The organism is Natronolimnohabitans sp. A-GB9, assembly GCF_030848565.1.
GTDB lineage: Archaea > Halobacteriota > Halobacteria > Halobacteriales > Natrialbaceae > Natronolimnohabitans.
The window spans coordinates 429,441-454,627 of the sequence record NZ_JAVDDV010000002.1; the positions used below are offsets into that span (position 1 = coordinate 429,441).

At 63.3% G+C, this 25,187-nt stretch carries 24 protein-coding genes; 13 read left to right on the forward strand and 11 right to left on the reverse strand.

What is annotated here, in order from left to right:
* Positions 1-176: 176 nt before the first annotated feature.
* The 3 genes from RBH26_RS04665 (at position 177) to RBH26_RS04675 (ending at position 1,808) form a co-directional block, all read left to right on the forward strand.
* Positions 177-356 carry a hypothetical protein gene (locus tag RBH26_RS04665; protein WP_306756883.1) on the forward strand — a complete coding sequence of 60 codons (180 nt, stop codon included), beginning with the start codon at positions 177-179 and terminating at the stop codon, positions 354-356.
* Between the two features lie 2 nt (positions 357-358).
* Positions 359-613 carry a hypothetical protein gene (locus RBH26_RS04670; RefSeq protein ID WP_306756884.1) on the forward strand — a complete coding sequence of 85 codons (255 nt, stop codon included), beginning with the start codon at positions 359-361 and terminating at the stop codon, positions 611-613.
* Between the two features lie 85 nt (positions 614-698).
* A complete protein-coding gene (locus RBH26_RS04675) occupies positions 699-1,808 on the forward strand; it encodes a nitric oxide synthase oxygenase (protein WP_306756885.1) in 1,110 nt (369 codons plus the stop codon).
* Between the two features lie 33 nt (positions 1,809-1,841).
* Here the strand turns inward: RBH26_RS04675 and pyrF are convergent, their stop codons facing one another.
* Entirely contained in the window at positions 1,842-2,642 is an 801-nt protein-coding gene (gene pyrF, locus RBH26_RS04680) for an orotidine-5'-phosphate decarboxylase (RefSeq protein ID WP_306756887.1), read from the reverse strand.
* A gap of 381 nt (positions 2,643-3,023) precedes the next feature.
* Between pyrF and RBH26_RS04685 the strand changes: the two genes are divergently transcribed.
* Positions 3,024-3,317 (forward strand): hypothetical protein, encoded by a 294-nt coding sequence (locus RBH26_RS04685; protein WP_306756889.1) that lies wholly within the window; start codon positions 3,024-3,026, stop codon positions 3,315-3,317.
* A gap of 299 nt (positions 3,318-3,616) precedes the next feature.
* On the opposite strand, the gene RBH26_RS04690 is transcribed toward RBH26_RS04685, so the two are convergent.
* Together RBH26_RS04690 and RBH26_RS04695 are read right to left on the reverse strand one after the other, a co-directional pair.
* Positions 3,617-4,036, reverse strand: coding sequence for a VOC family protein (locus RBH26_RS04690; RefSeq protein WP_306756891.1), 420 nt, complete (start codon positions 4,034-4,036; stop codon positions 3,617-3,619).
* A 72-nt stretch (positions 4,037-4,108) separates the two neighbouring features.
* On the reverse strand, positions 4,109-5,974 hold the full coding sequence (locus RBH26_RS04695) for a polysaccharide deacetylase (protein ID WP_306756892.1): 1,866 nt from the start codon (positions 5,972-5,974) through the stop codon (positions 4,109-4,111).
* Positions 5,975-6,247: 273 nt separating this feature from the next.
* On the opposite strand from RBH26_RS04695, the gene RBH26_RS04700 reads away from it, so the two are divergent.
* Both RBH26_RS04700 and RBH26_RS04705 read left to right on the forward strand, forming a co-directional pair.
* Positions 6,248-7,912, forward strand: a complete 1,665-nt coding sequence (locus RBH26_RS04700) for an alkaline phosphatase family protein (protein ID WP_306756893.1) — start codon at positions 6,248-6,250, stop codon at positions 7,910-7,912.
* Positions 7,913-7,955: 43 nt separating this feature from the next.
* Positions 7,956-9,689, forward strand: coding sequence for a carbamoyltransferase C-terminal domain-containing protein (locus tag RBH26_RS04705; RefSeq protein ID WP_306756895.1), 1,734 nt, complete (start codon positions 7,956-7,958; stop codon positions 9,687-9,689).
* A 140-nt stretch (positions 9,690-9,829) separates the two neighbouring features.
* Here RBH26_RS04705 and RBH26_RS04710 read toward each other — a convergent pair whose 3' ends face one another.
* The 5 genes from RBH26_RS04710 to RBH26_RS04730 all read right to left on the reverse strand — a co-directional run bounded on the left by RBH26_RS04710 (position 9,830) and on the right by RBH26_RS04730 (position 13,200).
* On the reverse strand, positions 9,830-10,795 hold the full coding sequence (locus tag RBH26_RS04710; protein ID WP_306756896.1) for a hypothetical protein: 966 nt from the start codon (positions 10,793-10,795) through the stop codon (positions 9,830-9,832).
* Complete coding sequence (locus RBH26_RS04715; RefSeq protein ID WP_306756898.1) at positions 10,792-11,529, reverse strand: hypothetical protein; 738 nt, start codon at positions 11,527-11,529, stop codon at positions 10,792-10,794. Before RBH26_RS04715 ends, RBH26_RS04710 begins: the two co-directional genes overlap by 4 nt.
* On the reverse strand, positions 11,526-12,389 hold the full coding sequence (locus RBH26_RS04720; protein WP_306756900.1) for a hypothetical protein: 864 nt from the start codon (positions 12,387-12,389) through the stop codon (positions 11,526-11,528). Before RBH26_RS04720 ends, RBH26_RS04715 begins: the two co-directional genes overlap by 4 nt.
* Before the next feature lie 125 nt (positions 12,390-12,514).
* A complete protein-coding gene (locus tag RBH26_RS04725; protein ID WP_306756902.1) occupies positions 12,515-12,955 on the reverse strand; it encodes a hypothetical protein in 441 nt (146 codons plus the stop codon).
* Positions 12,955-13,200 (reverse strand): hypothetical protein, encoded by a 246-nt coding sequence (locus RBH26_RS04730; RefSeq protein WP_306756904.1) that lies wholly within the window; start codon positions 13,198-13,200, stop codon positions 12,955-12,957. The genes RBH26_RS04725 and RBH26_RS04730 overlap by 1 nt, the downstream gene beginning before the upstream one ends.
* A gap of 266 nt (positions 13,201-13,466) precedes the next feature.
* Here RBH26_RS04730 and RBH26_RS04735 point away from each other — a divergent pair, with 266 nt between their 5' ends.
* The 5 genes from RBH26_RS04735 to RBH26_RS04755 all read left to right on the forward strand — a co-directional run bounded on the left by RBH26_RS04735 (position 13,467) and on the right by RBH26_RS04755 (position 20,149).
* Positions 13,467-13,715, forward strand: coding sequence for an ArsR family transcriptional regulator (locus RBH26_RS04735; protein ID WP_306756907.1), 249 nt, complete (start codon positions 13,467-13,469; stop codon positions 13,713-13,715).
* A 167-nt stretch (positions 13,716-13,882) separates the two neighbouring features.
* Positions 13,883-14,257 (forward strand): methylglyoxal synthase, encoded by a 375-nt coding sequence (locus tag RBH26_RS04740; protein ID WP_306756909.1) that lies wholly within the window; start codon positions 13,883-13,885, stop codon positions 14,255-14,257.
* Between the two features lie 120 nt (positions 14,258-14,377).
* Positions 14,378-16,096, forward strand: a complete 1,719-nt coding sequence (locus tag RBH26_RS04745) for a cation:proton antiporter (protein WP_306756911.1) — start codon at positions 14,378-14,380, stop codon at positions 16,094-16,096.
* Entirely contained in the window at positions 16,089-17,735 is a 1,647-nt protein-coding gene (locus tag RBH26_RS04750) for a cation:proton antiporter (protein ID WP_306756913.1), read from the forward strand. The genes RBH26_RS04745 and RBH26_RS04750 overlap by 8 nt, the downstream gene beginning before the upstream one ends.
* A gap of 341 nt (positions 17,736-18,076) precedes the next feature.
* Complete coding sequence (locus tag RBH26_RS04755; protein ID WP_306756914.1) at positions 18,077-20,149, forward strand: glycoside hydrolase family 15 protein; 2,073 nt, start codon at positions 18,077-18,079, stop codon at positions 20,147-20,149.
* 193 nt (positions 20,150-20,342) lie between these two features.
* Here RBH26_RS04755 and RBH26_RS04760 read toward each other — a convergent pair whose 3' ends face one another.
* Positions 20,343-20,600, reverse strand: a complete 258-nt coding sequence (locus RBH26_RS04760) for a hypothetical protein (RefSeq protein ID WP_306756915.1) — start codon at positions 20,598-20,600, stop codon at positions 20,343-20,345.
* Positions 20,601-20,775: 175 nt separating this feature from the next.
* Here RBH26_RS04760 and RBH26_RS04765 point away from each other — a divergent pair, with 175 nt between their 5' ends.
* Together RBH26_RS04765 and RBH26_RS04770 are read left to right on the forward strand one after the other, a co-directional pair.
* Positions 20,776-22,533, forward strand: coding sequence for a cation:proton antiporter (locus RBH26_RS04765; protein WP_306756917.1), 1,758 nt, complete (start codon positions 20,776-20,778; stop codon positions 22,531-22,533).
* Positions 22,526-24,226: a cation:proton antiporter gene (locus RBH26_RS04770; RefSeq protein WP_306756918.1), complete on the forward strand. Its 1,701-nt coding sequence runs from the start codon at positions 22,526-22,528 to the stop codon at positions 24,224-24,226. Before RBH26_RS04765 ends, RBH26_RS04770 begins: the two co-directional genes overlap by 8 nt.
* A 10-nt stretch (positions 24,227-24,236) precedes the next feature.
* Here RBH26_RS04770 and RBH26_RS04775 read toward each other — a convergent pair whose 3' ends face one another.
* Positions 24,237-24,680 (reverse strand): universal stress protein, encoded by a 444-nt coding sequence (locus RBH26_RS04775; RefSeq protein WP_306756919.1) that lies wholly within the window; start codon positions 24,678-24,680, stop codon positions 24,237-24,239.
* A gap of 203 nt (positions 24,681-24,883) precedes the next feature.
* On the reverse strand, positions 24,884-25,078 hold the full coding sequence (locus tag RBH26_RS04780; protein ID WP_306756920.1) for a hypothetical protein: 195 nt from the start codon (positions 25,076-25,078) through the stop codon (positions 24,884-24,886).
* Positions 25,079-25,187: the final 109 nt, after the last annotated feature.

Below are 25,187 nucleotides of genomic sequence, written 5' to 3' on the forward strand. Positions count from 1 at the left end.
CCGGTAGCGGCTCACACGGCAAAAGCCTTCTCGTATGTTGTTAACACGTGCCACGAAAATGTCCGGCGTTCGGAACTCACTCGAGCCAGTAGTACACGGTCTCTCGACCGGAACGGCGGTCGACAACGCCGGCATTCCGGGGGCGGTTTCAAGACGCTCGAGTGCCTATTTCGAGTATGAGCGTCAGCGGTCTCTGTCAGATCTGTGAGTCACAACCCGCACAACACCGGTGTCCGAACTGCGGGACGCTCGCCTGTGACGACCACTTCGAGGAGTCACGCGGGATCTGTGTCGACTGTGCCACACAGGCGGATCCGAGCCGACAGTCCGAGGACGTGGACATCCATCGATTCTAACCGTGACCTCGATCCGCGACGTCCTCGGCGAGACGCTGGCTATCGGTGAACGGTTCGACCTCGTCCTCGAGGAGCGCGACGGCGTCCTCGTTGCCGACCATCCAAACGACGCGTGTCCGATGGACGTCGCCGTCGTCGAGGGACTGGATCGACTCGAGGAGCGACCGCCAACCGACCCGGTCACGGTCGAGATCGTCGATCGAATCGACGACGGGTACGTGACGGGACGCGTGGTCGAAGATTCTCGGGCCACTTGATCCAGGCACGTCACTGTTTTCGGTACGTTCTTCGAATCGTGGAACGACCGATGTCCCTAAACCGATCCGGTCCTCCGATCCCGGCATGCACGCGCCCGTGCCGGAGTACGACCCCGAGAGACTACTTGCAGACGCCGAGACGTTCATCCGGCAGTGTTACACGGAACTCGACCGCGAAGACGAAATCGAGGGACGGATCGCCGAGATCGAGTCCGAAATCGAGGAGACGGGCCACTACGAACACACTGCCGCGGAACTCGAGCACGGCGCACGGATGGCCTGGCGCAACAGCAACCGCTGTATCGGACGACTGTTCTGGGAGTCCCTGAACGTCCGCGACGCCCGCGACCGCTCGAGTGCTGAAGGTGTCTACGAGGAGTTGTGTGAACACCTCGAGTACGCCACCAACGGCGGGGACATCCGGCCGACGATCACGCTTTTCGAGCCGATGGTCCGTGGCGACCAGCAGGTCCGAATCTGGAACTACCAGCTGATCCGCTATGCCGGCTACGAGACGGACGACGGCGTCGTCGGCGATCCGGACTCACTCGAGTTTACCGAGTACTGCCAATCGAAAGGCTGGGAGGGCGAAGGCACTGACTACGACGTCCTTCCGCTCGTGATCGAGACGACCGAGGAGGAGCCCGAACTGTTCGAGGTACCCGAGGAACTGGTTCTCGAGGTACCCATCACTCACCCCGACTACGCCTGGTTCGACGAACTCGGACTACAGTGGTACGCCGTCCCCGTCGTCTCGAACATGCGCCTCGAGATCGGCGGACTCCAGTACACCGCCGCCCCGTTCAACGGCTGGTATATGGCGACCGAGATCGCGGCGCGCAACTTCGGCGACGAGGATCGCTACGACGTGCTCCCGGAAGTCGCCGATCGGCTCGGCCTGAACACGAACCGGAACCGCAACCTCTGGAAGGACGAGGCGCTGGTCGAGTTGAACCGGGCGGTGTTGCACTCCTTCGAACGCGACGGGGTGAAAATCGTCGACCACCACACGGCGGCCGAGCAGTTCGAGGCGTTCGAACGCCGCGAGGAGGCCGCGGGCCGGGACGTGACGGGCGACCGATCCTGGCTTCTCCCGCCGATGTCGTCGTCGACGACCCATATCTTCCACAAGAAGTACGACAACGAGATCAACACGCCCAATTTCTTCTACCGGCCGGCGCCCTACGAGAAATGAAACGATAGTAACCGCTGACCGTCGTGGAAGACGTCACTCGCGGTACTGATTCAGCCGCTTTTTAAGCCGCTTTGCGGCCTCGCCCGATGCTTTTGCGAACTCCTCGCCGCGGTCCTCGCCGGCGAAAATGATCCCGCGCGAGGAGTTGACCAGGCCGACGCCGTCGGCGAGGCCGTACTCGACGGCGGCCTCGGCGTCACCACCCTGTGCGCCCACGCCGGGCACGAGGAAGGGCAGATCGGGTACCTGCTCGCGCAGTTGCTCGAGTTCTTCGGGTTTCGTCGCACCGACGACGAGCCCCACGTTGTCGTGTTCGTTCCACAGGTCGGCCAGTGCGGCCACGCGCTCGTAGAGCGGTTCGCCGGTCTCGAGTTCCAGATCCTGCAGATCCGCACCGCCGGGGTTAGAGGTCCGACAGAGGACGAAGACGCCCGACGCCTCGTCGTCTAGGAACGGTTGCAGCGAGTCTCGGCCCATGTAGGGGTTGACCGTGATGGCGTCGACCGTCTCGAGCATCTGTGCGTACTGTCGGGTCGTGTTCCCAATGTCGGCTCGCTTGGCGTCGAGCAGAACAGGGACGTCCTTGCCGTGGGCGTAGGCGATCGTCTCCTCTAAGGCCCGCCAGCCGTCGGGATCCTCGTAGAAGGCGGCGTTCGGTTTGTAGACGGCGGCGTGTTCGTGCGTGGCGTCGATGATCCGGCGGTTGAAGGCCCACCGCGGGAGGTCGTGATCCGCGAGGTGGTCGGGAAGCCGCGATGGATCGGGATCGAGACCGACGCTGACGATGCTGTCGACCGTCCGAATGCGGTCGTGCAGCCGATCGAAGAAGTTCATGCCTCGGAGTGGGCCCCCGCCGGTCGAAAAAGTTGCTATACTGCCGGCCGACAGTCACACCGTTTCAGCGGGCAATCGATCCCGACGAACGACGGTTCGTGCCCGCTCGAGTATGCACTCAACCGGTCTCTAATGGCCGTGTTCCGGGTCCGATCGTGCGTCAAACGCGGTGGCGACCCGGGCGGCGAGCGGACCGGTCATCCGAAGTCGGTCTTCGATCGGTCAGTTCGAACCGATTACCGTTCCCAAAGGAGGCGGTACGAACGGCGTAACCGGGCGAATTCTCGGCGTTCGTGTTTCGAAAGCCGGCGAATGCGAACGGTTCTCGGCCCAAATACTTTAGACGGTAGTTACTTCGCCCCGATGATCGATGCCCACACTATGGCAATTCGTACGAACGGATCAGAAAACTCACAACTCGGCCGGCTTCGGAACCGAATTCGGTCGACACTGTTCGGCAGCGACGAGGGGACGGACGACGACGCTGCCGGCGAGGAGACGACCCACGACGAACCGGACGACCACGCTGATCCGAACCCACAGGCCCCCGGCAATCTCTTTCAGTGTTCGACCTGCGGAACCGTCTACATCGACGCCGAGAAACGCGTCTGTTCTGAGTGTGACGACGACGTCGAGCAGGTGCGATCGACCCTCGAGTCCCAGCCTTCCCGGTAGTTTCTCCCAACCGTCTCGACCGTCGGTGGTGCCCGATCAGACCGGGCTGTCCTTCTTGGCGAGGCCGAAAGCGGTACACGGCCACGCCGGAACTGACTGCAGTTGTTGGTCTCGGACGGAGCGCCGTCGGTCACTCCCGGTCATGCGTGCTGGATCGCGGTCGTGTACTGTCGGACAGCAGTCAGTGACCCGGCGGTCGCGAATTCACGGCCGTCACCGTCGGCAACGGCCACAGTCGTGCGACCGACGGTGACTCGTGCTGTTCGACAGTATGACAGTAACCGATACAGCGGGCCGCGTCAGGCCTCGAGTACTTCGATTAGGTTCGACTCCGGATCGCGAAGGAACAGGATCGAGGTGCCGCTTTCGGTCGTCCGCGGCTCGCTGATCGTCGGCACGTCGTCGGGTAGCTCCGCGTAGAAGGCCTCGAGATCGTCGACCGAGAGGCCGACGTGTGCTGCGCCGGGCTGGTTGAGACCGGCGGCCGGCGAGCCCCGGGCCTCGGGGTCGTATTCGACGAGTTCGATCCGGATCCCGTCGGCCTCGAGGTGGGCGAACTCGCCGCGAGCGTCCCCGACGCCGACGGCGTCGGAGAAGGCCTCGCCGCCGACGCTGAATCGGTCCGCGACCTCGAGTCCGAGGACGTCCCGGTAGAACGGGAGCGTCTCCTCGAGGTCACTGACGGTGATACCGACGTGGTGAGCGCTGAGTGAGCTCATCGAGTGGATCGTACGAGGCTGGGGGAAAAACGCTTCCCCATTGCCGCTCGACCGCGTGTGCTGGCGGACGTATTACGAGCCGTCGATCTCGAGCGACCAGTCGCCGTCGGCCTCGATGTCGATCCAGCAGACGCCGGCGGCAGCGTAAGAACGCGAGGCGTCGAATCCGCCGCGCTGGTTGACGAGTTGCTCCCAGCTGCCGTCGGCACCGACGCCGTCGACGACGAACGAGCCGTCGCCGTCGTGAGTCACGGCGAGGCTGAGATCGTCGTCGGTCCAGAGCGGACCGACGAACGCCGATCCCGTCCCCGACGTCTCGAGTGGTGGTTCCTCGAAGTCGTCGGCGTGAACTGCGGGCTGTTCGAGGTCGACCGACCACGGGCCGTCGGCGTCGACCTCGAGGCGGTACGTTCCCGCGTCGACGACGAGCATCGACTCACCGTCGCCGTCGGCTTCGGTAACCAGCGCCTCGTCGTCACGGTCGCCGTCGGTCGGCACTACCGACGCGGCAAACGCCGCATCGCCGTCGTGGGTGAACTCTCCGACGACGATCCCCTCGGCGAGATCGAACGGTTCGGTGTCGGTTTCTCCCGTTCCCTCGAGGGCGTGTGCTTCGCCAGCCTCGAAGATCACGCCGTCCGGCTTCGAGCCGGAGCCGTCGGGGAGTCCGTGGTTGGCCCCTTCCATCCCGTCGACGAGGTCGGAGGGCGTAATCACGTCGAGGCCGCGGTGTTCGAGGTGATCGAGCAGGTGTTCGAAGTCCTCAAGCGCCATTACGCTGCCCTCAGGCTCCGCTTCGTCAACGATCGGCGGGATGCGAATAACGGTGAGCTGACGGTACTGATCACAGAGGTTGATGTGTCGGCGAACGCCGTTGTGAAGCGCAGGTCCCCAGATCACCGGAATCGTGTGAGTTCCAGTCGGGGGTGTGCCGACCGGACAGCTCCCGAACAGAAAGCCCGTCTCGTGGTGCTCGCGGACGATCTCGTGTGTCGTCGGCGTCATCTGCCGCCAGGATGGGGCAAAGAAGTGCCGCGAGCCGTCTTCGAAGCCCTGGTCCGCGAGCGAGTCCCGGACACTCTCGACGACCGTCCGCTGTCGCCGTTCGGGCTGGTCGACGAGATCGGGCTCCCCGCGGGGATAGGCACAGACGTCCCAGCCGCGGTCACGGAGCTCGCGTAACTCGTCGAACTCCATTCGGTCCCCGCTGCCGACGCGGCCGGGATCGACCGGAACCGCGCCGGTCCAGCCCCGTTCCTCGAGTCTGTCCGCGGCGATCTCGTAGTGAGAGTCGTGGCCGTCGTAGAACGCGAGGATCGCCGTCCCGTTGTCGACCGCCTCGGTTCGGCGGAGGTCGTCGACCAGCACGCGGGGCGGTTCGTCCTCGGTTCCGACCGCGACCACGTTCAGTTGGGTCACGTTCGAGAGGTCCGGTTCGCCCTCTGGTTTGTGTTCGTAGCCACAGTCGAGGCGGAACCAGCCGTCGTACTCGTCGGGGATCGGCCGAACGGTGTTCAGCCGCTCGTCACGGGTCGGGGCGAGGAACTCGACGACGATCCGCGTCGCGGACTCGGGGTTGATCGCAAGCGACGTATCCCACCCCTCGAGATCGAGCCCCTCCGGAACGTCGAGGCTCATTCTCGCCTCGACCTCGTCGCCTTCGAGCAGCGCCGCCTGTGACCCGGTTCGAGCCTCGTCGGGCGCAGCCTCGATTTGTCCGTTGTAACTCCGCCATCGATCGAGTTCCTCGAAGTCGGAGAGTACCTCGCCGATCCCGATCGCAGGCCACTGCGAGTCGGCACCGGCCCTGCCCGCTGTCCCGTTCGCCCCGTCGTCGGGATCGGTCTCGTCGTCGAGGAATCCAAGACAGCCAGCGAGCGCGGTCGATCCCGCAGCGAGTGCCCCCAGTGCGTGTCGTCTCGACAGCTCGTGCTCCATGGGTATCGTCAGTTCTCGAGGCGGCCCATTTGGTGATGGACCTCTTAAGAGCGATCCGATCGGGCGAACGATCGATCGACGCGTACACGCCTCGAGATCGCGTTTACCGTCGTGTTAAACACGGTTCTCGAGCGGGAAACGGTCGGGAACCGCGTGGAGAGAACCGCTCGCTCGATCTCACACCGGAAACGGGCAGCGACGCCGGCGACGCCTCGCGTGGGGTTTTACTCGATATTAATAATCACCCCTCGACGTCCACGCTCGACTATCAGAATGACACGTGACGCTGCGGGAGGACGAACGAAGTCGAAGACAGACGGGAACCGGATGGACGCGTTGCTCGTCGGGATCGACGCCGGCTGTCTCTCGGTGTTCGATCGGTTATCGGAGGAGAACGTCATCCCGAATCTGCAGTCGCTGCTCGATGCGGGCACCGCCGCACCGCTCGAGTCACAGATCCCGCCGTGGACGCCGAGCGCGTGGCCATCGCTGTACACTGGTGTCAACCCCGGCAAACACGGCGTCTACGGCTTTACCGGGTTCGACGGCTACGACTTCCACGTCGTGAAAGGCGACGACGTCGAGGCCCACCGCCTCTGGACGCTGCTCGACCACCACGATCGCTCGAGTGTCGTCGTCAACGTTCCCGTCACCAACCCACCGGACGAGATCGACGGGGCGATCATCCCCGGGTTTATCGGCCCCGAGGATCCGCCGTGTCATCCGGAGGGGATCCTCGACGACGTCCGCGAGGAGATCGGCGAGTATCGGGTCTACCCCAACTACTCGAGGGGTGACGACTCGCTGTCGGATGCCGAGAAGATCGCGGAGTACTGCCGGCTCGTCGAGATGCGTGGCGAGGCGTTTCAGTACCTCACAGAGCGGTTCGCTCCGGACTTCGGTTTCCTCCAGTTCCAGAAGACGGACACCGTCTTCCACGAGTTCGATGGGGAGTGGGAGAAAGTCAAACAAGTCTACGCCGCGGCCGACGAGCAGATCGGCGTGGTCCTCGAGACGTGTATCCCGCGTCGGGTCTTCGTCGCGAGCGACCACGGGATGGGCCGCTACGAGAAGTCCGAGTTCCGAGTCAACGCCTTTCTCGAGGACGCCGGCTATCTCGAGACCACCCTCGGCGGCAAAGGCATGCCGACGTGGAACCTGATGCGAGACGATCTGCGGGACGGCGAACAGGCCGACGAGTGGGAGCCAAGCGCGACCGAACGGCTCGCCGCGGCGCTGGCGAGCGTCGGGCTTACGACACACCGGATCGGCCGCGTTTTAGAACGACTCGGGCTCGCGGAGTTCGCGAAGGCCCACGCACCCGACGGCGTCGTCCGGACCGGAAACGAGCAGGTCGACTTCCCGAACTCGACGGCCTACGTCCGTGCACGCACCGAGCTCGGCGTCCGGATGAACGTCGAGGGCCGGGATCCCGAGGGCGTCGTTCCACAGGAGGAGTACGAGTCGGTTCGGACGGCGATCATCCGCGACCTCGAGTCGGTGACCGCACCCGACGGCGAACCGGTTTTCGAGGAGGTGGCTCCCCGCGAGGAGTTCTTCGAGGGACCGTACACCGATCGGGCGGTCGACATCGTCACCGTCCCCAACGATTTCCAACACTTCCTCTCGGCGGAGCCGGCCGACGACTACTTCGGCGAGACGACCGAGCCATGGAACCACAAGCTCGAGGGAATCTTCGTCGCCAGCGGAGAGGGGATCGACACTTCACAGTCGCTCGAGGACGCCCACCTGTTCGACGTCGCGCCGACGATCCTCTCGGCGCTTGGGGTGCCATACAGCGATCGGATGGACGGCTGTGTCCTCCCGATCGTCGAGGCGACCGAGCCGACGACCTATCCGGGGTACGCGGCCTCGGAGCGAGCAACTATCGACGCCGCTGTCGAAGACCGACTCGAGGACCTCGGCTATGTCGAGTGAGTGTACGAACCGTCTCCGATCGATCCGAAACCCAGCCGAATCCATGAGCTACACGTTATCATTTAAACCAGCGATCGACCTCTACGGCCAGCACGATCCGAGCGCGGCGCTGTTTGCCGACGGCGAACTGCGCTTTGCGATCGAAGAAGAGCGTCTGACCCGCGAGAAACACGCGGTCGATACCTTTCCGGAACGGGCGATCCGCGCCTGTCTCGAGTACGAGGGGATCGAACTCGGGGACGTCGAAACGATCGTCCTGCCGTACGATCCGAAACTCCGATCGAAGATCGTCGGCCACTACCTGAAAAACACCGCCCAGCTCGACAGTCATCTCCGGAAAGTTACGCATCTGCAAAACGTCGTCACGGACCAGCTGAAGGGACGGCTCATGCCGACGCGGACCGTCGAATCCCGGCTCCGGGAGATCGGAACGCCGGTGCCGCCGATCGAGAACCGGTCCCACCACGCGTGTCACGCCGTCAGCGCCTTCCATCCGTCGCCGTTCGACGAGGCGCTGGTGTTGACCATCGACGCGAAAGGGGAGTACGATTCGACGGTCGTCTGGCATGCCGACGCCGACGGACTCGAGCGCGTGCGGACGTACAAACATCCGAACAGCTGGGGGCTGTTCTACGCCGCGATCACGCGCTATCTCGGGTATCGGATGTTCAACGGCGAGGGAAAGGTGATGGGTCTCGCGCCGTACGGCGAGGACAATCCCTGGATCGAGCGTCGGCTCCGGGAGACGATCGACGTCGGCGTCGACTACGACGTGACCTCGTTGACCGGTCGCTGGGGCACTGAGCACGGGATACACACACTCGAAGAGCTGTTCGATCGGCCGCGGTCGACGAGTACCGACGAGTTCGATCAGTTCGAGACGGACCTCGCATACACCGCCCAGAAGCTACTCGAGGAGTCGATCACGGCGATCGTCGACGAGTACGTCGACCGCGTCGGAACCGGCAACGTCGCACTGGCCGGCGGCGTCGCCCTCAACTGTAAGCTCAACAAGCGGATCGCCGAGCAGCCGGGGGTCGGCGACGTCTTCGTCCAGCCGGTCGCCCACGACGCCGGGCTCGCACTCGGTGGCGGTTGGATCGACCGGCGGCCGAGCGCGGTCGAACCGATGACGGACGTCTACTGGGGGCCCGAGTACGAAACCGACGAGATTCGGAGCCTCCTCGAGACGAACAAAGTCGAGTACGCCGAACCGGATGATCTCGAGCGACGGGTCGCCGAACTGATCGCGGACGGCGCCCTCGTCGGCTGGTTCCAGGGACGGATGGAGCTCGGACCACGGGCGCTTGGGAACCGGAGCATTCTCGCGGATCCGCGAACCGAGGCGTCCCGTGATCGGGTCAATCGCCACGTCAAACACCGCGAGGAGTGGCGGCCGTTCGCCCCGTCGATGCTCGAGTCGGCGGCTGATGACTACCTCGAGAACGCCCGTCCCAGCCCGTTCATGATCGATTCGTTCGACGTGAAACCGGAGCGACGGGACGAGCTCAGTGCGGTCGTTCATCCCGCCGACGACACCACACGGGTCCAGACCGTCCGCGCGGACCAGAACACGCGGTACTACCGTCTGCTTCGCGAGTTCGGGGAGCTGACCGGCGTCCCGGTGCTTCTCAACACCTCGTTCAACGACCACGCCGAGCCGATCGTCAACACGCCGACCGAGGCGCTGAAGGACTTCTACGGGATGGGACTCGACGTCCTCGTCCTCGAAGACTGTGTCGTGACGAAACGCAACTCGGAATATACGGTCTCGTAGTCGCAGCCCGATCGGGTTTCGACCGCGGTCGGTCACGCGTAGCGCCGACGTCGGTCCTCGCTCGCCGACCATCACTTTCCTGGCCCATCGTTATCAGTTGTCGTGAATTTGATTTCTTTATTTATAGCATCGGTTGATGTTTATTTTCCGATTCGACCGTCATTTATCGTTGATATCACTTCCCGGTTTCCCCTTCTTCTCTGGTTTCCCACACTGTTCTGGGCGGGGTCGACCGGCCTCACTCGAAGCTCACCGAACCCGTATTTCGAGTGACTCCCAACTCGGAGGATACCGCTCTTCGCGGTCTCCACCGGACGGTTACCCGCGTAGTTCACGACCTGTCCGTGGTCGACGGTCAGGAGTCGGTAGACCTCCCGTTGCTCGAGGATCTTTTCTTCTCGTTCACGGAGATCGAGACGGCTCTCTTTCCACCACCACGGAACATCCTGGTCAGCTGCCTTGGGATATTCCGACTCCAGCACGAACGGCGTCGTCACCTCCACGAGGAAGGCGTCACCGGCCTCGAGTCGGGAGTAGCTCAGTTCGTCGAGGTCGACGACCTGCGTGTCCTTCAGCCGCGTGACGCCGTAGCCGTAGTTCCGTTTGCCACCGAACTGGAGCCCTTCCAGCACGTCCTCGCCCAGCGGGAGTGCGTCGGGATCATCGGCGTGCAGGTAGGCGTTGATGTACCACCTCGTCGTCTGCTGTTGCTTGTGAGCGCCCTCCGGCTTCCCCATGACCGTCTCGTGAGAGAGCGCCGGATGATCGCTCTGCGGGCGGATATCGTGGGTGTTCAGCGCGTCTCGGGGCCGGGAGTCGAGAAGCCAGCGGTGTGCGGGATTCCGCATCAGGAACAGATCATCGTAGGACTCGACGTCCGGAAGACCGCTCCCGAGGTACGGGCGAACACCACTCTGCGAGTGTGCTTCCGGGAACGTCCCGAACTGGCCGGGCACGAACATCCCGTGACTGGCGTGGAGGTGCTGGTGGACGTCGTGCGAGACGTGCTTGCCGAGGGCATGGAGGATCGCGTTTCCCGAAACGTAGTACGGATGACCGATGTAGTCCATCTCCAGCTCCCAATGGACCTGTTGAATCCGGGTCATCGGTTAAACGCCTCCTGGAAGTCCTCGATGTACTGGAGCGCCGTCGACCACGCACCGATCCGGCGAAGGTTCGCGTCCAACAGCATGTCGTACTTGTCGTGCGCCGTATCCAGCGGGTGTGCCGCTAGTCGGTTCCACGCTGACGCCCACGACCGCCACGGGCGGCTCCCGAGCCGGGCCGACGGACGGCCTCGAGCGTCGACGTCGATCCGCAAAGCGAACTCATCGCCCGCGTAGACCGTCCGGTGGGGCACGATCTCCTCGGCGTCGTCGACGACCAGCCGGAGGTCGGCGAACTCGTTACCGTCGCGGTAGTTATCGAGCAACGCCGCTACGAGCAGCGTATGATACTTCAGCGAGGTGTACGGGTAGTAGACACTCTCGTTGAACGCTGAAACGATGTCGCTCTCCAGCCACATTCGATGCATGGCTTCTGGGTCGTCTTCGGCCAGGAGTTCCCGCACGGCACTCTCGACACCGTTGCGTGTGAACTCCTGTGGGTCGTACCGACTCTCCCCCTCGATGAGCGACAGTCGGTAGAGCGTGTCGTGGTTCTCGACCGTCTGCTCGGGCTTTCCGCTGGGCCGGCTCAACGCCGATGCATCACCGTCTGCGCCGTGGGGTACCGTCTGGTTCACGAGCACCCCGGCGAACGTCTCGGGGGCGTAGTCGTGGGGCTGGCCGTTCATTTTGTGGGCGTCGTGGCGGTAGGCTGCGACCATCTCGTCTCTCATGGTCTGTCTTCGATGCGTTCCTCGAGCGCATCGACGAACACTGGGCGGTACTCCCTTTCCCAGCGATCGTCCTTTTCGTCCATCTTGTTCGTGTTGCCCTTGCCCCGGTCGAAGACACGCTTCAGTTCACGCTCTTCGTAGAGCGGGTTGATCAGGTGGCAGTCGACGATCCCGGCACCGAAGTTGCGGGCACCGCCCAACTGGTGCATGAAGTCGGTCTTGTGCGCATCGAGGAAGTCGGTGCTCTCGGCTAACAGGCCTAGGAACTCCGGTTTTGTCTCTCGGAAGGAGAGGTGCCAGCAACCGTCGAGATTCGCCACGGCGTCGATCTCCGCGTTCCGAAGCGGTTCGCGGTTGTCCTCTTGATTTCGCGAGACCACGTTCCGGTTGAGCCGGCGGTAGTGGCCCTCGGCCTGGCCGCGCGTGTAGTCCACGCTCGAGCGGACGGGGTTGAACTTGATCGGACGGCGCATCACCTTGCCAGGGACGCCGCCGAACCCGCCAAACAGGTCGAAAACGATACAGCCAGCGTCTTCCTTCGGATCATCGGTACACGCGCCCTTCTCGTGGTAGCCGGCGTCGAGATCACGGTCGTAGACGCCGTCTTTTCTGAAGTTCGCATTGGCCTCTCCGGGATGGCAAGCCGTCCCACCACGCTCTTGGACGACTTCCTCCATTCCGTGGCGAAGCCAGCCGGAGAGCGGGAACGCTGGGATGATGCCGCTGATCTGGTTCTGCGGGTCGTCGTCCTCGTAATTGCCGTTACTGGCGTGGTGCCGGTCAGTCATAATCGAATCGCCGACCACCAGCAAGTCGGTCTGGATGCGGACAAACACGTCGCGGTCGATGTCTTCAATCATGAGTATCAGCAGGTTCCAGTGGAGTTTCGAGTGCGTCGAGAGTCCCGTAGGCAACGCCATCGACCACGTATGCGGGATTGTTTTCGCCGTTTTCGGTGCGGACAATGCGAGCTGTCACACGAGGATCACTGGACTGCATTGCTCACCTCTTGGCCCTTGTACTCTGCTTCCAGCTCGTCAAGTAGGTCTTCGGCGTCTGCCAGAGCATGACGGGCGTGATCGAAGTCCGAGTGCCTGGGTCCGCTTCCGACGGTATCGTTTTCGATAGCTCTCCCAAGGCTGAGCAATGACGAATTAATGAACCGGACCAGGTTGAACAGACGCGTCCTCGGTGCCTGCCGGTCAAGGACGCCGATCCGCTCGAGATCGTCACTCACGTGCTCGATGTACTCGTCAGTGCGAGCGACCACCAGCCAGAACTCGTCCTCGACGTCTTCGCCGTGCTCGATACCGTAGCTAATCCGATGAGCATGTGGGGCAACTTCTTCGGTGAAGAACGACTGGGTATTGATCGACATCTCTCGTCGAGCGATCCGCTCCCAGTTCGCTCCACTCTCGCCCGCCATCACGCGGCCCCCTCCATCGTGATACTCCGCACGCGCGGTTCGAAGGGGCCCTCATAGTCAGCATAGTAGTGTTGGTCCTCCCAGTCACACTCTTCAATGTCGTCGCGGACGGACGTCACATAGTCATCAACGGACCGCCAATCCAGACTGAACCGTTGGACGGACTTTCCGTTCTGGATGACGAAAATCGCCTCATCGAACGTTCGGTAGACGTGTGATGCTTCTTCGCTGTCCTCGTCCAGCACAATGTATTCTGGACGAAAACCACTCCGCTCGCGAGCGGTGCTTTCAATTTGATTGGACTCGAATTGGGCCATGGGTTCTTCATTCACCGTGGGGAACCCGGCCCGCGTGTCCTAAGCACGCGGGCGTTTCCTGCGACTGTCACGCCCCGTGGGACCGGGGTTCCACAACCAATGCATTAGCCTGCATTGGCAAAGGTGTTTCCATTGCAGTAATCTGCAAAGGTCCGAGTAGATGTGGTCAAAACTGACTTGTGAAGGTGGATGCAATGGACGAGGTAGTGCCAAAGGAGCGTGACGAAGAAAGCGGGAAGTACACCGAGACGTATCCGCTAGAAGCATTCACTGACGCATTGGGATCGCTCTCCGGCGCGGCAGCTACGCAAGAAGTGGCCGACGAGGTTGGATGTGCATATCGGACGGCGTTCGCTAAGCTCTCAGAATTAGAAGACAAAGGCGAGGTAACTTCCCGGAAGGTTGGAAACGCACGACTCTGGCAACTACTTTCCACCGAATAGAGAAATAGCAGCACCAGGGACTACTATTGCCGTAGTTCGATGTTTAGGATTACTAGATCAGATCAGAAAACATCTGATATAATCAAAAGTAATTTTCAACACTCGCGCAGTTATAAAGAAGGCGCATTCACAACCACCGTTATCCCGCCGGGAGGTGACCGTCGCCTATGACCCGCGTTGCGCTCATCGCCCACGACGAGACGAAACCGGATCTCATCGAGTTCGCCCAGGAGCACGAATCACAGTTGTGCGGCTACGAACTGGTCGCGACCGGGACGACGGGGAAACGGCTGCTCGAGGAGACCGACCTCGAGGTCGAACGCAAGGAGTCGGGGCCGCTCGGCGGCGACCTGATGATCGGCGCGGAGGTCGCGGACGGGGCTCTCGACGGCATCGTCTTCCTCCGCGATCCGCTGCGAGCCCAGCCACACGAACCCGACATCTCGGCGTTGTTGCGGATCTGTGACGTCCACGACACGGCGCTGGCGACGAACCGCGCCTCGGCGGCCTTTCTGATCGAGGGGCTCGCCGACGAACACTGAAACAGCAGGCACAACCGGGACTCCCGTCCGTAGCGTATCACCACTAGACGAGTCAGTGTTCCCAGCTATGGCCCGTATGAGAACCAGTCGCCGCGCTCTCTTTCCTGATCGGCTGTCACGATGTCGTTAGGCGGGATCGCCCTGGCGACCGACTTCGCGTTGCTCATCGTCGCGGCGGCCGTCCTGAGCTACGCGGCCAGGCTGACGAAACAGCCGACGATCGTCGCCTACGTCCTGACCGGCGTCGTCGTCGGTCCGATCGGGCTGGGAATCGTTACCGAAGACCAGCCGATCGAGGTCGTCGCCGAACTCGGGCTCGGATTCCTGCTGTTCCTGCTGGGGATCGAGATGCGGTTCGACGACATCCGCGAGATCGCCCGCCCCGTCGGTGCGATCGCCGTCGGCCAGGCGCTCCTCCAGGCGGTCGCCTCCACCGCCGTTGCACTCCTCCTCGGTTTTACGCTCTTCCAGTCGCTGATGATCGCGCTCGCGACGACGTTCGGCGCGACGCCGATCATCGTCAAGGTCCTCGGTGACAAGGAGGACCTGAAGGCGCTGTACGGCAAGGTCGACGTCGGCATTCTGATCTTCCAGGACATCTACCTCGTGATGGCGCTTGCGATCCTCGCGGTCGGTACGGTCGACGACGTCGGCGAGATCGCGTTCAGTATCGGCCGCGTCTTCTTCCTGATGGGCGTCATCGGCGTCGTCGCCTATCTCGCCAGCCAGTATTTCCTTCCCGCTGTGTTGCGGGCCAGCGCCGAGAACAAGAGCACGCTCTTTACCGTCGGTATCGCCTGGGCCTTTCTCTTCATCTTCGCCGCCGAGACCCTCGAGCTCTCCGTCGAGATCGGCGCGTTCCTCGCGGGGCTTGCGCTGGCACAACTTCCCTACAGCACGGAGCTCAAAGAGCGGATGCGCCCGGCGACGAACTTCTTTATCGCCGTCTTCTTCGCCTCGATCGCCCTCCAGATGGAGGTCGACCAGCTACTGGCGTACTGGCAGGAGGCCCTGATCGCGTCCGTCCTGCTGATCGTCATCAACTTCTTCATCGTCTTCGGGCTGTTCTACAGCCAGAACTTCGACGTCGAGACCTCCTTTCTCGGGACGATCTCGATGCTGCAGGTCAGCGAGTTCTCGCTGGTGCTTGGCGCGCTCGCGGTCGACCAGGGGTTCGTCGAGGAGGGGATCCTCGGGTTCCTCAGTTTGATGGCACTGATCACGATGCCGATATCGACGTACTACGTCATCTACAACCGCCAGATCTACGCGTACGTGCAACCGTTCCTGCAGCGATTCGAGCGCGAGGACACCGTCGAGGCCCAGCCGGTCGAGTACGAGGACCATGCCGTGATCGTCGGCTACAGCCGTCTGACGGGCGAACTCGCCGAGGTGCTCGAGAACGCCGTCGACGAGATCGTGTTCATCGAGGACCGAGCCGACTACGTCGAGGAACTCTCGGCGGCCGATCCCGGGTTCATCTTCGGCAACGCCAGACACGGCGACGTTCGACAGGACGCGAACGTCGCCGGTGCCGACGTCCTCGTCAGCGCCACGGAACGAACCGACATCAACCGTCGACTGATCGAGGACGCGGCGGACGCGCTGACGATCGTCACGGCGACCACCGACGAGGAGGCGTCGCTGCTGTACGAACACGGTGCCGACTACGTCGTCGTTGGCCGCGGGCTCGTCGGCGAGGGGCTGGCCGATCTCGTCGCGCGAGTCGACGATCCAGCCGCCCTCGAGCGACGACTGACGGAACTGAACGACCGCGCACGAAACGGCTCGCCGCGCGTGGGTGCAGACGCGCCGACCGGAGGTGAGACCGATGTATGAGATCCTGTTCGCGCTGACGCTGATTTTCGTCCTCGCGTCAGTCCTGTTGCTCGCTGCGGCACAGAAGGGGCTGCCGGTGATCCCCTTCTACCTGATTGCCGGGATCGTCGCCGGCGCGTTCATCGACGAGACCGCGCTGCTGGACCTGGCACAGTGGGGAATCGCCTTCCTCGTCTTCCTCTTTGGCGTCCACGTCGACCTCGAGGCGTTTCGCTCACAGGGACGGATCAGCGTCGCGGTCGGGACCCTCCAGGCGTCGCTCATCGGTGCACTCGGGTTCGGCGCCGGAATCGCGTTCGGCCTCGACTCGCTGAACGCGGTGTATTTCGGCGTTGCCGCCGCCCTGAGTTCGTCGCTCGTCGCGACCAGCTATCTCGACGCGGTCGACGCCGCCCGGCCGACCTACGAGCGACTCGCCGAGTCGATCCACTTCACGGAGGACGTCCTCGGAATCCTCGTCGTCCTCGCCCTGAGTGCGTTCGTCTACGCCGAGACGCCCGCCGTCGAACAGTTCGCGGTGGCGGCCGGACTCGTTGGGCTCGCACTCGGCGTTCGATACCTCCTCTTCCACCGACTGACGGCCAAACTGCGCGGCGATTCGGAGGTGATGATGCTCGTCGGAATCTCCTTCGTCATCGGCTTCATCGCGCTGGCGGAACTCGCCGCCCTCTCGATCATCGTCGGCGCGTTCGCCGCCGGCATCGCGGTCGCCGACGACTACCCACACTCCCTCGAGCTAGTCGATACGATCGACGACCTGGAGGACTTCTTCACGCCGATCTTCTTCGTCACCGTCGGCGCGTTGCTTACGGTCCCCTCCCTCGAGGCGATCGGCTACACGGCCGCGCTGGTCGTGGCGGTCCTCGTGGTGAACCCACTGCTCGTCGCCGTCCTCCTTCTCCGGCAGGGGTTCGACGGCCGGACGTCGATCCTCGCAGGACTCACGCTCGATCAGGTCAGCGCGTTCACGCTGTTTATCGCGATCGAGGCGCTCGTCGCGGAGGCGATCGTCCGGCCGCTGTTCGACGCGATCGTCCTCGCGGCGGCGATCACGATGATCGTCGCGACCTACACCGGCCGCCACGCCGGCGAGATCAACCGCTGGCTGCGCGCACGCGGCGTCGTCCGCGCGCTGGGCGAACCCCTGGGCGATCGAACTAGCGTCAGCGACGGCCTCGAGGACCACGTCATCCTCGTCGACTTCCAGCACGGCGGCCGCCAGGTCGTCGAGGCCTGTTCGTCGTTCGACCGACCGATACTCGTGGTCGAGGACGATCCCGTCCTGTTCGAGACGGTCCGTGAGGAGTGTGACAACTACGTCTACGGTGACGTTCTGAGCGAGCGTGTCTGGGAGCTGGCCGGGCTCGAGGACGCCGCGGCCGTGATCTCGCTGACACCCGAGCGGGATCGTGCCGAGACGGTCGTCGACCTCGAGACTGACGTCCCTCGGATCGTCCGGGTCGAGGACACCGATACGGCCGGCGAGTTCTTAGAGCGTGACGCGACCGGCGTCGTCTATCCCGACGCCATCGCGGCCGAGCGCGTCGGCGACGATCTCGAGGCGTTGCTCGCCGGTGAGATCTCCCGCGAGGAGTTCACCGAGCGTGGCCGTGCGCACTTCGAGTCGGCCGCCGAGTGACGGTCCGTCACTCGAGTTTGGCGTCAGATCGAACGACGAAGACGTCCGCGGGCGCTTCGTTGACGACGTACTTCGCGACCGTTTGTGTCCGATTTCGACCATGGTATAGTTGCCGCGGAGCACGCGGACGGCAAATCGACGACAGCGAGGAGGATAATACCCGTCCCGACGCCTCGTCGAACCGAAGGGTACGCCAAGGCGGGGCGTCCCCGTCGCACGGCAATGCCCGGTCTCACGCTTTTGTTCGTCCGGGTGGAACTGGGACTATCCGTTCGCTCGTACGGTAGCACAACGCAGCGATCCACACTCGCTTTGCAAGTACCACTACGCGTTTCGATTCCATGACCGACGAATTCCTTCCCATCGACGCCTACGGTGTTATCGGTAACGACGACCGCTGTGCCCTCGTCGGGTGCAACGGGTCGATCGACTGGTGTTGTTTCCCACACCTCGAGTCGCCGAGCGTGTTCGCCGCGATTCTCGATCCCGAAGTCGGCGGCCGGTTCGCCGTTCGTCCCGCCGGTGAGTACGAGGTGCGCCAGGAGTACGTCGAGCGGACGAACGTCCTCGAGACGACGTTCGAGACCGACGGCGGCGCCGCGACGGTGACGGACTTCATGCCAGTAGTAGAGCGTGACGACGACGGGAGGGCGGATATCGAGGGTGACGCGACCGACGAGCGGTTCCAGCAGGCGATCTATCGCAAGATCGAGGCCGTATCCGGGACCGTCGAGCTGGACGTCGTCTTCGAGCCACGGTTTGGCTACGCGCGGTCGACGACCGTTCTCGAGCGCGCCGACGGCAGCGACCTCGTGGCCCTCGAAGACGTCGCCGATCGCGAAGACAGGGTCGACGTGCCGAGAAACGGCGACGAAGACGACTGGGCGCCGGCGCCCGAAGACGACCGAACACGCGATCACGAACGCGGCGTTCTCTATCTTCATTCGGCTCCCGACCTCGACCTCGAAATCGAGTCCAGCGGCGACGGCGGGACCGAATCCAAAGGTGGGGACGACGATGGTAAAGCGCGCGACGACGGGCTCGCCACGGCGACGGTGACCGTCGAGGCGGGCGAGACACGCTGGCTCTGTCTTCAGTACGGCGCACCGAACCAGCGATCACCCGACGAGTACGAGTCGCTGCTCGAGGAAACGATCGACTACTGGCGGTCGTGGCTCGACAGCTGCGAGGAGTCGGCGACGGACATCTTCGACTTCGAGGAGGAGGGGCAGGACGTCCTCGTTCGCTCGGCGCTCGTCCTCAAGCTGTTGATCCACGACGAGACCGGCTCCATTCCGGCCGCGCCGACGACGTCGCTCCCCGAGGAGATCGGCGGCGAACTCAACTGGGACTACCGGTACAACTGGATTCGAGACGCGAAGTTCACCATTCAGGCGCTTCACAGCGTCGGCCAGTCGACGGAGGCCGAACACTACTTCGAGTGGTTCCGGGAGATCGGCCACGAAACGCCCGAAGAGATCCAGCCGCTGTACGGCCTCCACGGCGAGACCGACCTCGAGGAGGAACACCTCGAGCATCTCTCGGGGTATCGCGGGTCGACACCGGTCCGGATCGGCAACGCCGCCGCGGGACAGGAACAACTGGACATCTACGGGACGATCGTCCAGGGGATCTACGAGACGATCCGCTACGAGAACGGGCTCACCGACTACGATTGGGAGTCGGTCAGTGCGCTGGCCGAGTACGTCTGCGATCACTGGGACGAACAGGACAAGAGCATCTGGGAGTTTCGCGACCTCCACGAGCATTTCGTCCACTCGAAGCTGCTGTGTTGGGTCGCCCTCGACCGCGCGATCCGGCTGGCCGAAGACCACGACCGCGACGCGCCGTTCGAGCGCTGGGAGCGCGAGCGCGACGAGATCCGGGAGGCGATCGAACGGAAGGGGTACGACGAGGACCGCGAGAGCTTCGTCCAGTTTTTCGGTGCGGACGAGGCACTAGATGCGACTGCCCTCCTGATTCCGATCTACGACTTCCTTCCGGCCGACGACGAGCGCGTCCAGAACACGATCGATACGATCTTAGCGGAGTTGACGACCGAGGACGGCCTCGTGTTTCGGTTCGCGGACAGTCCCGCACGGCCCCGAGAGCCGGGCGGGTTCGTCCTCTGTTCGTGCTGGCTCGTCGACGCGCTGGTCCTCTCGGGGCGACTCGAGGAGGCAAACGACGTCTTCGAGAACCTCCTCGAGCACACGTCGTCGCTCGGCCTGCTCTCCGAGATGATCCACGCGGAAGACGGAACGCTTCTCGGAAACTACCCACAGGCGTTTAGCCACATCGGACTGCTCAACAGCGCGATCTACCTCGCGAGCGCGAACGACGCCGACGAGCTACCGCCCGAAGAACTCGAGCACGGGGCGGCTGCACCACTGTTCCGACGGCACGGCTCCTGATACTGCCGGACGAAACGAGTCATACGGACTACTGTACGTCGGTACCGGCGCAACCGCGACCCGGGCTGTGGTTGCGCTGGTACATCGGTACAGGGATCCGTATCAGGGATTTTCGACCGAACGGTGGGCGAAAATCCGTACTGACTGTTGTCCGATAGTATGCCCGTCCGGTGAGTCGGGCGGTCGATCGCCGTCACTCGATCTCTCGTGAGCCGGTCGGGTCCACTTCGGCCGCCTCGTCCGTTTCGGCCGCCTCGATCGCTCCGGACTCGAGGATCCGGCCGACCGCCCACACGAGCCAGCCAAGCACGAGTACCGACCCGACGGCGACGACGGGACGGACGAAGCCGATGGCGAGCTCGAGTACGAGGGCCACCGCGATTACGTACGCAAAGAGCAACGCGGCGACGTCTTTGAACCCCTTCGGGTCACGGATGTAGGGACGGTCCATACCAGGTAGTACGCGCCGCAAGACCTTGACATTCATTGTCATGGCTCGTGACGATCGGTCGCTCGCCGGTAGCGACGGCCGACGGAGCCGAGAGACGGCGACGCTGGACGCACGCTTCCGGGAGGGCAACATATAACCGCCGATTACACGAAGGCTATCACGAATCCGTTTCTCCATGAGTGAAATCGCCCTTGCGGCTGATTTCGCGATCATCGTCGTCGTGGCGACGGTCATCGGGCTGATCGCGCGTCAGACCGGCCAGCCGACGATCATCGCGTACATCCTCACCGGGATTATCCTGGGCCCGGTCGCGTTCGATATCGTCACGGAGGAAGGGCTGGTCGAGCTAATGGGCGATCTCGGTTTTGCCTTCCTGCTCTTTTTGCTCGGGCTGAAGATGCGCTTCGAGGATATTCGTGAAATTCTCCCCGCGGTCACGAACGTCGCGTTCGGACAGACGGTGCTCCAGACGGCGCTTGCCTTTCTGGTCGCACTGGCACTCGGGTTCGAAACCGACGAAATCCTCGTTATCTCGCTTGCGACCGTTTTCGGCGCGACGCCGATCATCGTCAAGATCCTCACCGATAAAGACGAGATCACGAGTCTTCCGGGGAAGATCGACGTCGGCGTGCTCATCGTTCAGGACATCTATCTCGTGATCGTCCTCGCGTTGTTCGCCGCCGACGACCTCGGCGGTGCAGGCGACATCGCATCCACCCTCGGTGTCATCCTCGTCATGATGTCGTTTATCGGCATCTTCTCGCTGCTCTCCTCCCGGTACATCCTTCCCGGGCTGTTCCGGCGCATCGCGGACAACAAAGACGTGTTCCTCATCGTCGCTATCGGCTGGGCGTTCCTGTTCGTCGCTATCGCCGAGGGCGCCGACCTCGATCCGAAAGTCGGTGCCTTCCTCGCGGGTATCAGCATCGCACAGCTGCCCTACAGCAAGGAACTCGAGGACCGCATCACGCCGATCACGGACTTCTTCATCCTCGTGTTCTTCGCGACGATCGGCCTCCAGATCGACGGCCTCTCGAGCCTGCTTGCCTACTGGTGGCAGGCGATCGTCGCATCGGCCGTCCTGATGGTCGGGAACTTCTGGATCATGTTCTACCTCATCGACCGCGAGGGGTTCGACGTCGAGACCTCCTTTTTGGGCTCGATCAACATGGTCCAGGTCAGCGAGTTCTCGCTGATCGTCGGTGCGCTCGCGATCGACCAGGGCTACATCGGTCCCGACGTGCTCGGCTACCTGAGCCTGATGGCGCTGTTGACGATGAGCGTCTCGACGTACATCATCGCGTACAACCACGCGATATACGAACGACTCGAGCCGTGGTTCGCCCGGTTCGAGTCCGACGAGAGGAAAGACGCCGACATCAGCACCTACGAGGGCCACGCCATCGCGATCGGCTACGACGAGATCACCGAACGCGCCCTGCCGCGTCTCGAGGAGCTCTACGGCGAGGTCGTCATCATCGACCGCCAGACCGACCACATCGAGGAACTCGAGCGGGAGGGCCGATACGAGTACGTCTTCGGTGACTTCCGCCACACAGAGGTCCGCAAGGAAGCGAACCTGAAGGGGGCCGATTTCGTACTGAGCTCGAGCGTCGAACGCGAGGTCAACGAGGCGTTGCTCGCCGAGGTCGGCGACGACGCGACGGTCTTCGTCGAGGCCGAGCGGATCGACGACGCCCGCACGCTCTACGACCGCGGTGCGACCTACGTCATCATGACTTCACACCTCGCAGCCGAGAAAGTAAGCGAGTACGTCGAACTGTACGTCACCGACCGGGACGCGTTCGAAGAGACGATCGCTCGGGACGTCGAGCGAGTGAACGCCCAACGCCGGCGATCGGCGGACCGACTCGAGAACGGCGAGAGCGTGGCCGATACGGACTATACGCCGGGAGGTGAGGCCCATGACTGAGGAGCTGGTGATCGCACTGGCGGTCGTCTTCGTGACGGCTGGCGTCCTGTCACTGATCGCAAACCAGTTCGGCCTCTCGCCGATCCCGTTTTATATCATCGCGGGCCTGATCGCGGGCCGATTCGTTACGGAAAGCGAGATCATCGTCCTCGCCCAGTGGGGGATCGCCTTTCTCGTGTTCGCCTTCGCGATCCGGATCGACTTCGCCGACGTCGAGACGGTGCTTCGGGATGCGGAACTGGCGTCGGCCACGCAGTTGATCGTCGTCGCGCCGATCGCGTTCGGCGTCGGCTACCTGTTCGGCGATCTCTTTGGTTTCGCCGATCCGGTTCGAAACGCCGTCTACTTCAGCGCGGCCGTCGTCTTGAGTTCATCGCTGGTCGGCGGCGTCTTGCTCGGCAGCGAGATTCGCGAGAATCTCGTTCACGGCCGGCTGGCGTCGTCGATCCACTTCTTCGACGACCTGGTCGCGATCGCGTTGCTGTTGATCCTCAGCACCGAGGTCGTCACGGCCGACGCCATCGCCGCCCAGATCGGATACGGTGTCGTGTTGGTCATCTCGGGACTGGTCCTCTACCGCCACGGGTTCCCCCTGCTTGTTCGGTTGGCCGACGGCGACGGCGAACTCGTGCTCGTCGGCAGCATCTCGATCCTGATCGCCTTCCTCGCAGCCGCGGAGTACGTCGGCGTCTCGATCGTCGTCGGCGCGTTCGCGGCCGGCGTCGCTATCCGAAGTGACGGGACGCAGGCCCTGGAGGTCCAAAACGGGATCAGTTCGATCACGGACTTCTTCGTCGCGATCTTCTTCGTCACCGTCGGTGCGCTGGTTGCCATTCCGTCACTCGAGGTGCTCGTTATCGCGGCCACGCTTTCGGCGCTCGTTCTCGCTTTGAATCCGCTCGTCCACGTGCTCTCGTTTATCTACGAGGGGTACGACGCCCGAACGGCGTTTCTGGCTGGCTCGAGTCTCAACCAGGTCAGCGAGTTCGCGCTGATCATCGCCATCCAGGCGCTGTTGATGGGGACGATCGCCGACCCACTGTTCGACGCGATCATCCTCGCGGCCGCGGTGACCATGCTCCTGACGTTTCTCGGTCGACGGACGGAGGACGTCGTCTACGAGACCGTCGTCGCCAGACTGTTCCGCGGCCAGCGAACCCGGAAAGTCGACGAGCGAAGCAGCGTCGACGAACTCGAGGATCACGTCCTCGTCGTCGGCTACGGCCGAATCGGCCGCCGAATCGTCGAAACGCTCGAGGACAACGACGTTCCATACGTCGTCCTCGAGAACGATCCGGTGTTGTGGGACGAACTCGACGCGGAGTGTCGAAACTACGTCCTCGGCGATGCGTTAGCGGAGTACCCCTGGGAGAAAGCCCAGATCGGCGACGCGGCGCTCGTCTGTTCGACCGTGGACCACCGCCCGGTGTCGGAGACAATCCTCGAACTCGAGACCGACGCCGACGCCGATGTCCTGTTGCGGTCCGAATCGGCCGCGGTTGCAAGCGACCTGCTCGAGGCGGGTGCGACCCACGTCGCCGTGCCGAACGTCCTCGCGGGCGAACAGCTACTCGCCACCGTCGACGCCCTCGCCGCCGGGGAGACGGACCCCGAGACGCTCGAGCGCGAGCAACGCGACTACTTTCAGGCGCTCGAGCGGTACGGGTTCGCGACGCGGGACGAGCGGGTCTGAGTCGTTCCCGTTATGATTCCGCCAGTCTCTCTTCGACCGGCAAGGCGATGACGGGACGGCGCGCCCGGGTCACGAGTTTGAGCGACCGATCCCCCGAGAGAAACTGCAGCAGTCGGTTTCCGCCGCGGGAGCGATACGCGATCGCGCTCGCGTCGACCTCGTCGGCCGCGTCGAAGATCGCTTCGACGACGTTTCGGGCGTAGGCGGTGTGATCGTCGGCCTCCGGAAACACCTGCCGGACGGCGGCGAACGATTCCGCGGCCAACTCCTCGGATTGCTCGACTGGCGTCTTGTCCGGCACGCCGTCGCCTTTTTCGACGACGTGGAGCGCGGTGACGGCAGCGGGATCGTACGGCTCGAGTGCCCGGGCGGTTTTCGCGGCGTCGTCCTCGTTTGCGACGGGTACCAACACGTTCTCGAGGATATCAGTTGACTCAGTGTCTGAATCGACCATATGGTGCAAACCGGGCACAGTGATAAAATAGTTCATCGTCTCCGTCACGATACGTGTCGTGTCTCCGTATCAGTCTACTTATACTGTTGGACAGAACGATTCGCCTGTGGGGTCGCCGGGAAATCGGAACAGGGACCCGTACGATCGACGGCAGTCAGTACGAACTGGCGGGTTGACAGGCGTCTTGGTGGTGCCAGACGACGTTACACTGGGCCGCCGAAATACTCGTGGACGACGAACACGAGGACCAGCCCGACGACGAAAAGCGAAGCGGCGAGGGCACTCGAGAGGGCGATCGCATCGGCGAGCCCGAGGGCGGCGACCACGAGCAGTCCAACGCCAACAGCGTAGACGAGCAGGTTTCGTCCGATCCGGAGCGCCTGATCGGCTTCGAACACGGTCGAGGGTACTAGCGACGGAGCCAAAGGCGTGCTGATTCGTCTCGGAGTCGGCAGTATCGGCGACCCCCGACGCCCCTGAGATCGAGAAACTCGAGACAGGGGACTG

Coding starts and splice junctions, on each gene's coding strand:
- RBH26_RS04665 (WP_306756883.1), top strand. CDS start 177: ATGAGCGTCAGCGGTCTCTGTCAGATCTGTGAGTCACAACCCGCACAA.
- RBH26_RS04675 (WP_306756885.1), top strand. CDS start 699: ATGCACGCGCCCGTGCCGGAGTACGACCCCGAGAGACTACTTGCAGAC.
- pyrF (WP_306756887.1), bottom strand. CDS start 2,642: ATGAACTTCTTCGATCGGCTGCACGACCGCATTCGGACGGTCGACAGC.
- RBH26_RS04685 (WP_306756889.1), top strand. CDS start 3,024: ATGGCAATTCGTACGAACGGATCAGAAAACTCACAACTCGGCCGGCTT.
- RBH26_RS04690 (WP_306756891.1), bottom strand. CDS start 4,036: ATGAGCTCACTCAGCGCTCACCACGTCGGTATCACCGTCAGTGACCTC.
- RBH26_RS04695 (WP_306756892.1), bottom strand. CDS start 5,974: ATGGAGCACGAGCTGTCGAGACGACACGCACTGGGGGCACTCGCTGCG.
- RBH26_RS04700 (WP_306756893.1), top strand. CDS start 6,248: ATGACACGTGACGCTGCGGGAGGACGAACGAAGTCGAAGACAGACGGG.
- RBH26_RS04705 (WP_306756895.1), top strand. CDS start 7,956: ATGAGCTACACGTTATCATTTAAACCAGCGATCGACCTCTACGGCCAG.
- RBH26_RS04710 (WP_306756896.1), bottom strand. CDS start 10,795: ATGACCCGGATTCAACAGGTCCATTGGGAGCTGGAGATGGACTACATC.
- RBH26_RS04715 (WP_306756898.1), bottom strand. CDS start 11,529: ATGAGAGACGAGATGGTCGCAGCCTACCGCCACGACGCCCACAAAATG.
- RBH26_RS04720 (WP_306756900.1), bottom strand. CDS start 12,389: ATGATTGAAGACATCGACCGCGACGTGTTTGTCCGCATCCAGACCGAC.
- RBH26_RS04725 (WP_306756902.1), bottom strand. CDS start 12,955: ATGGCGGGCGAGAGTGGAGCGAACTGGGAGCGGATCGCTCGACGAGAG.
- RBH26_RS04735 (WP_306756907.1), top strand. CDS start 13,467: ATGGACGAGGTAGTGCCAAAGGAGCGTGACGAAGAAAGCGGGAAGTAC.
- RBH26_RS04740 (WP_306756909.1), top strand. CDS start 13,883: ATGACCCGCGTTGCGCTCATCGCCCACGACGAGACGAAACCGGATCTC.
- RBH26_RS04745 (WP_306756911.1), top strand. CDS start 14,378: ATGTCGTTAGGCGGGATCGCCCTGGCGACCGACTTCGCGTTGCTCATC.
- RBH26_RS04750 (WP_306756913.1), top strand. CDS start 16,089: ATGTATGAGATCCTGTTCGCGCTGACGCTGATTTTCGTCCTCGCGTCA.
- RBH26_RS04755 (WP_306756914.1), top strand. CDS start 18,077: ATGACCGACGAATTCCTTCCCATCGACGCCTACGGTGTTATCGGTAAC.
- RBH26_RS04760 (WP_306756915.1), bottom strand. CDS start 20,600: ATGGACCGTCCCTACATCCGTGACCCGAAGGGGTTCAAAGACGTCGCC.
- RBH26_RS04765 (WP_306756917.1), top strand. CDS start 20,776: ATGAGTGAAATCGCCCTTGCGGCTGATTTCGCGATCATCGTCGTCGTG.
- RBH26_RS04770 (WP_306756918.1), top strand. CDS start 22,526: ATGACTGAGGAGCTGGTGATCGCACTGGCGGTCGTCTTCGTGACGGCT.
- RBH26_RS04775 (WP_306756919.1), bottom strand. CDS start 24,680: ATGGTCGATTCAGACACTGAGTCAACTGATATCCTCGAGAACGTGTTG.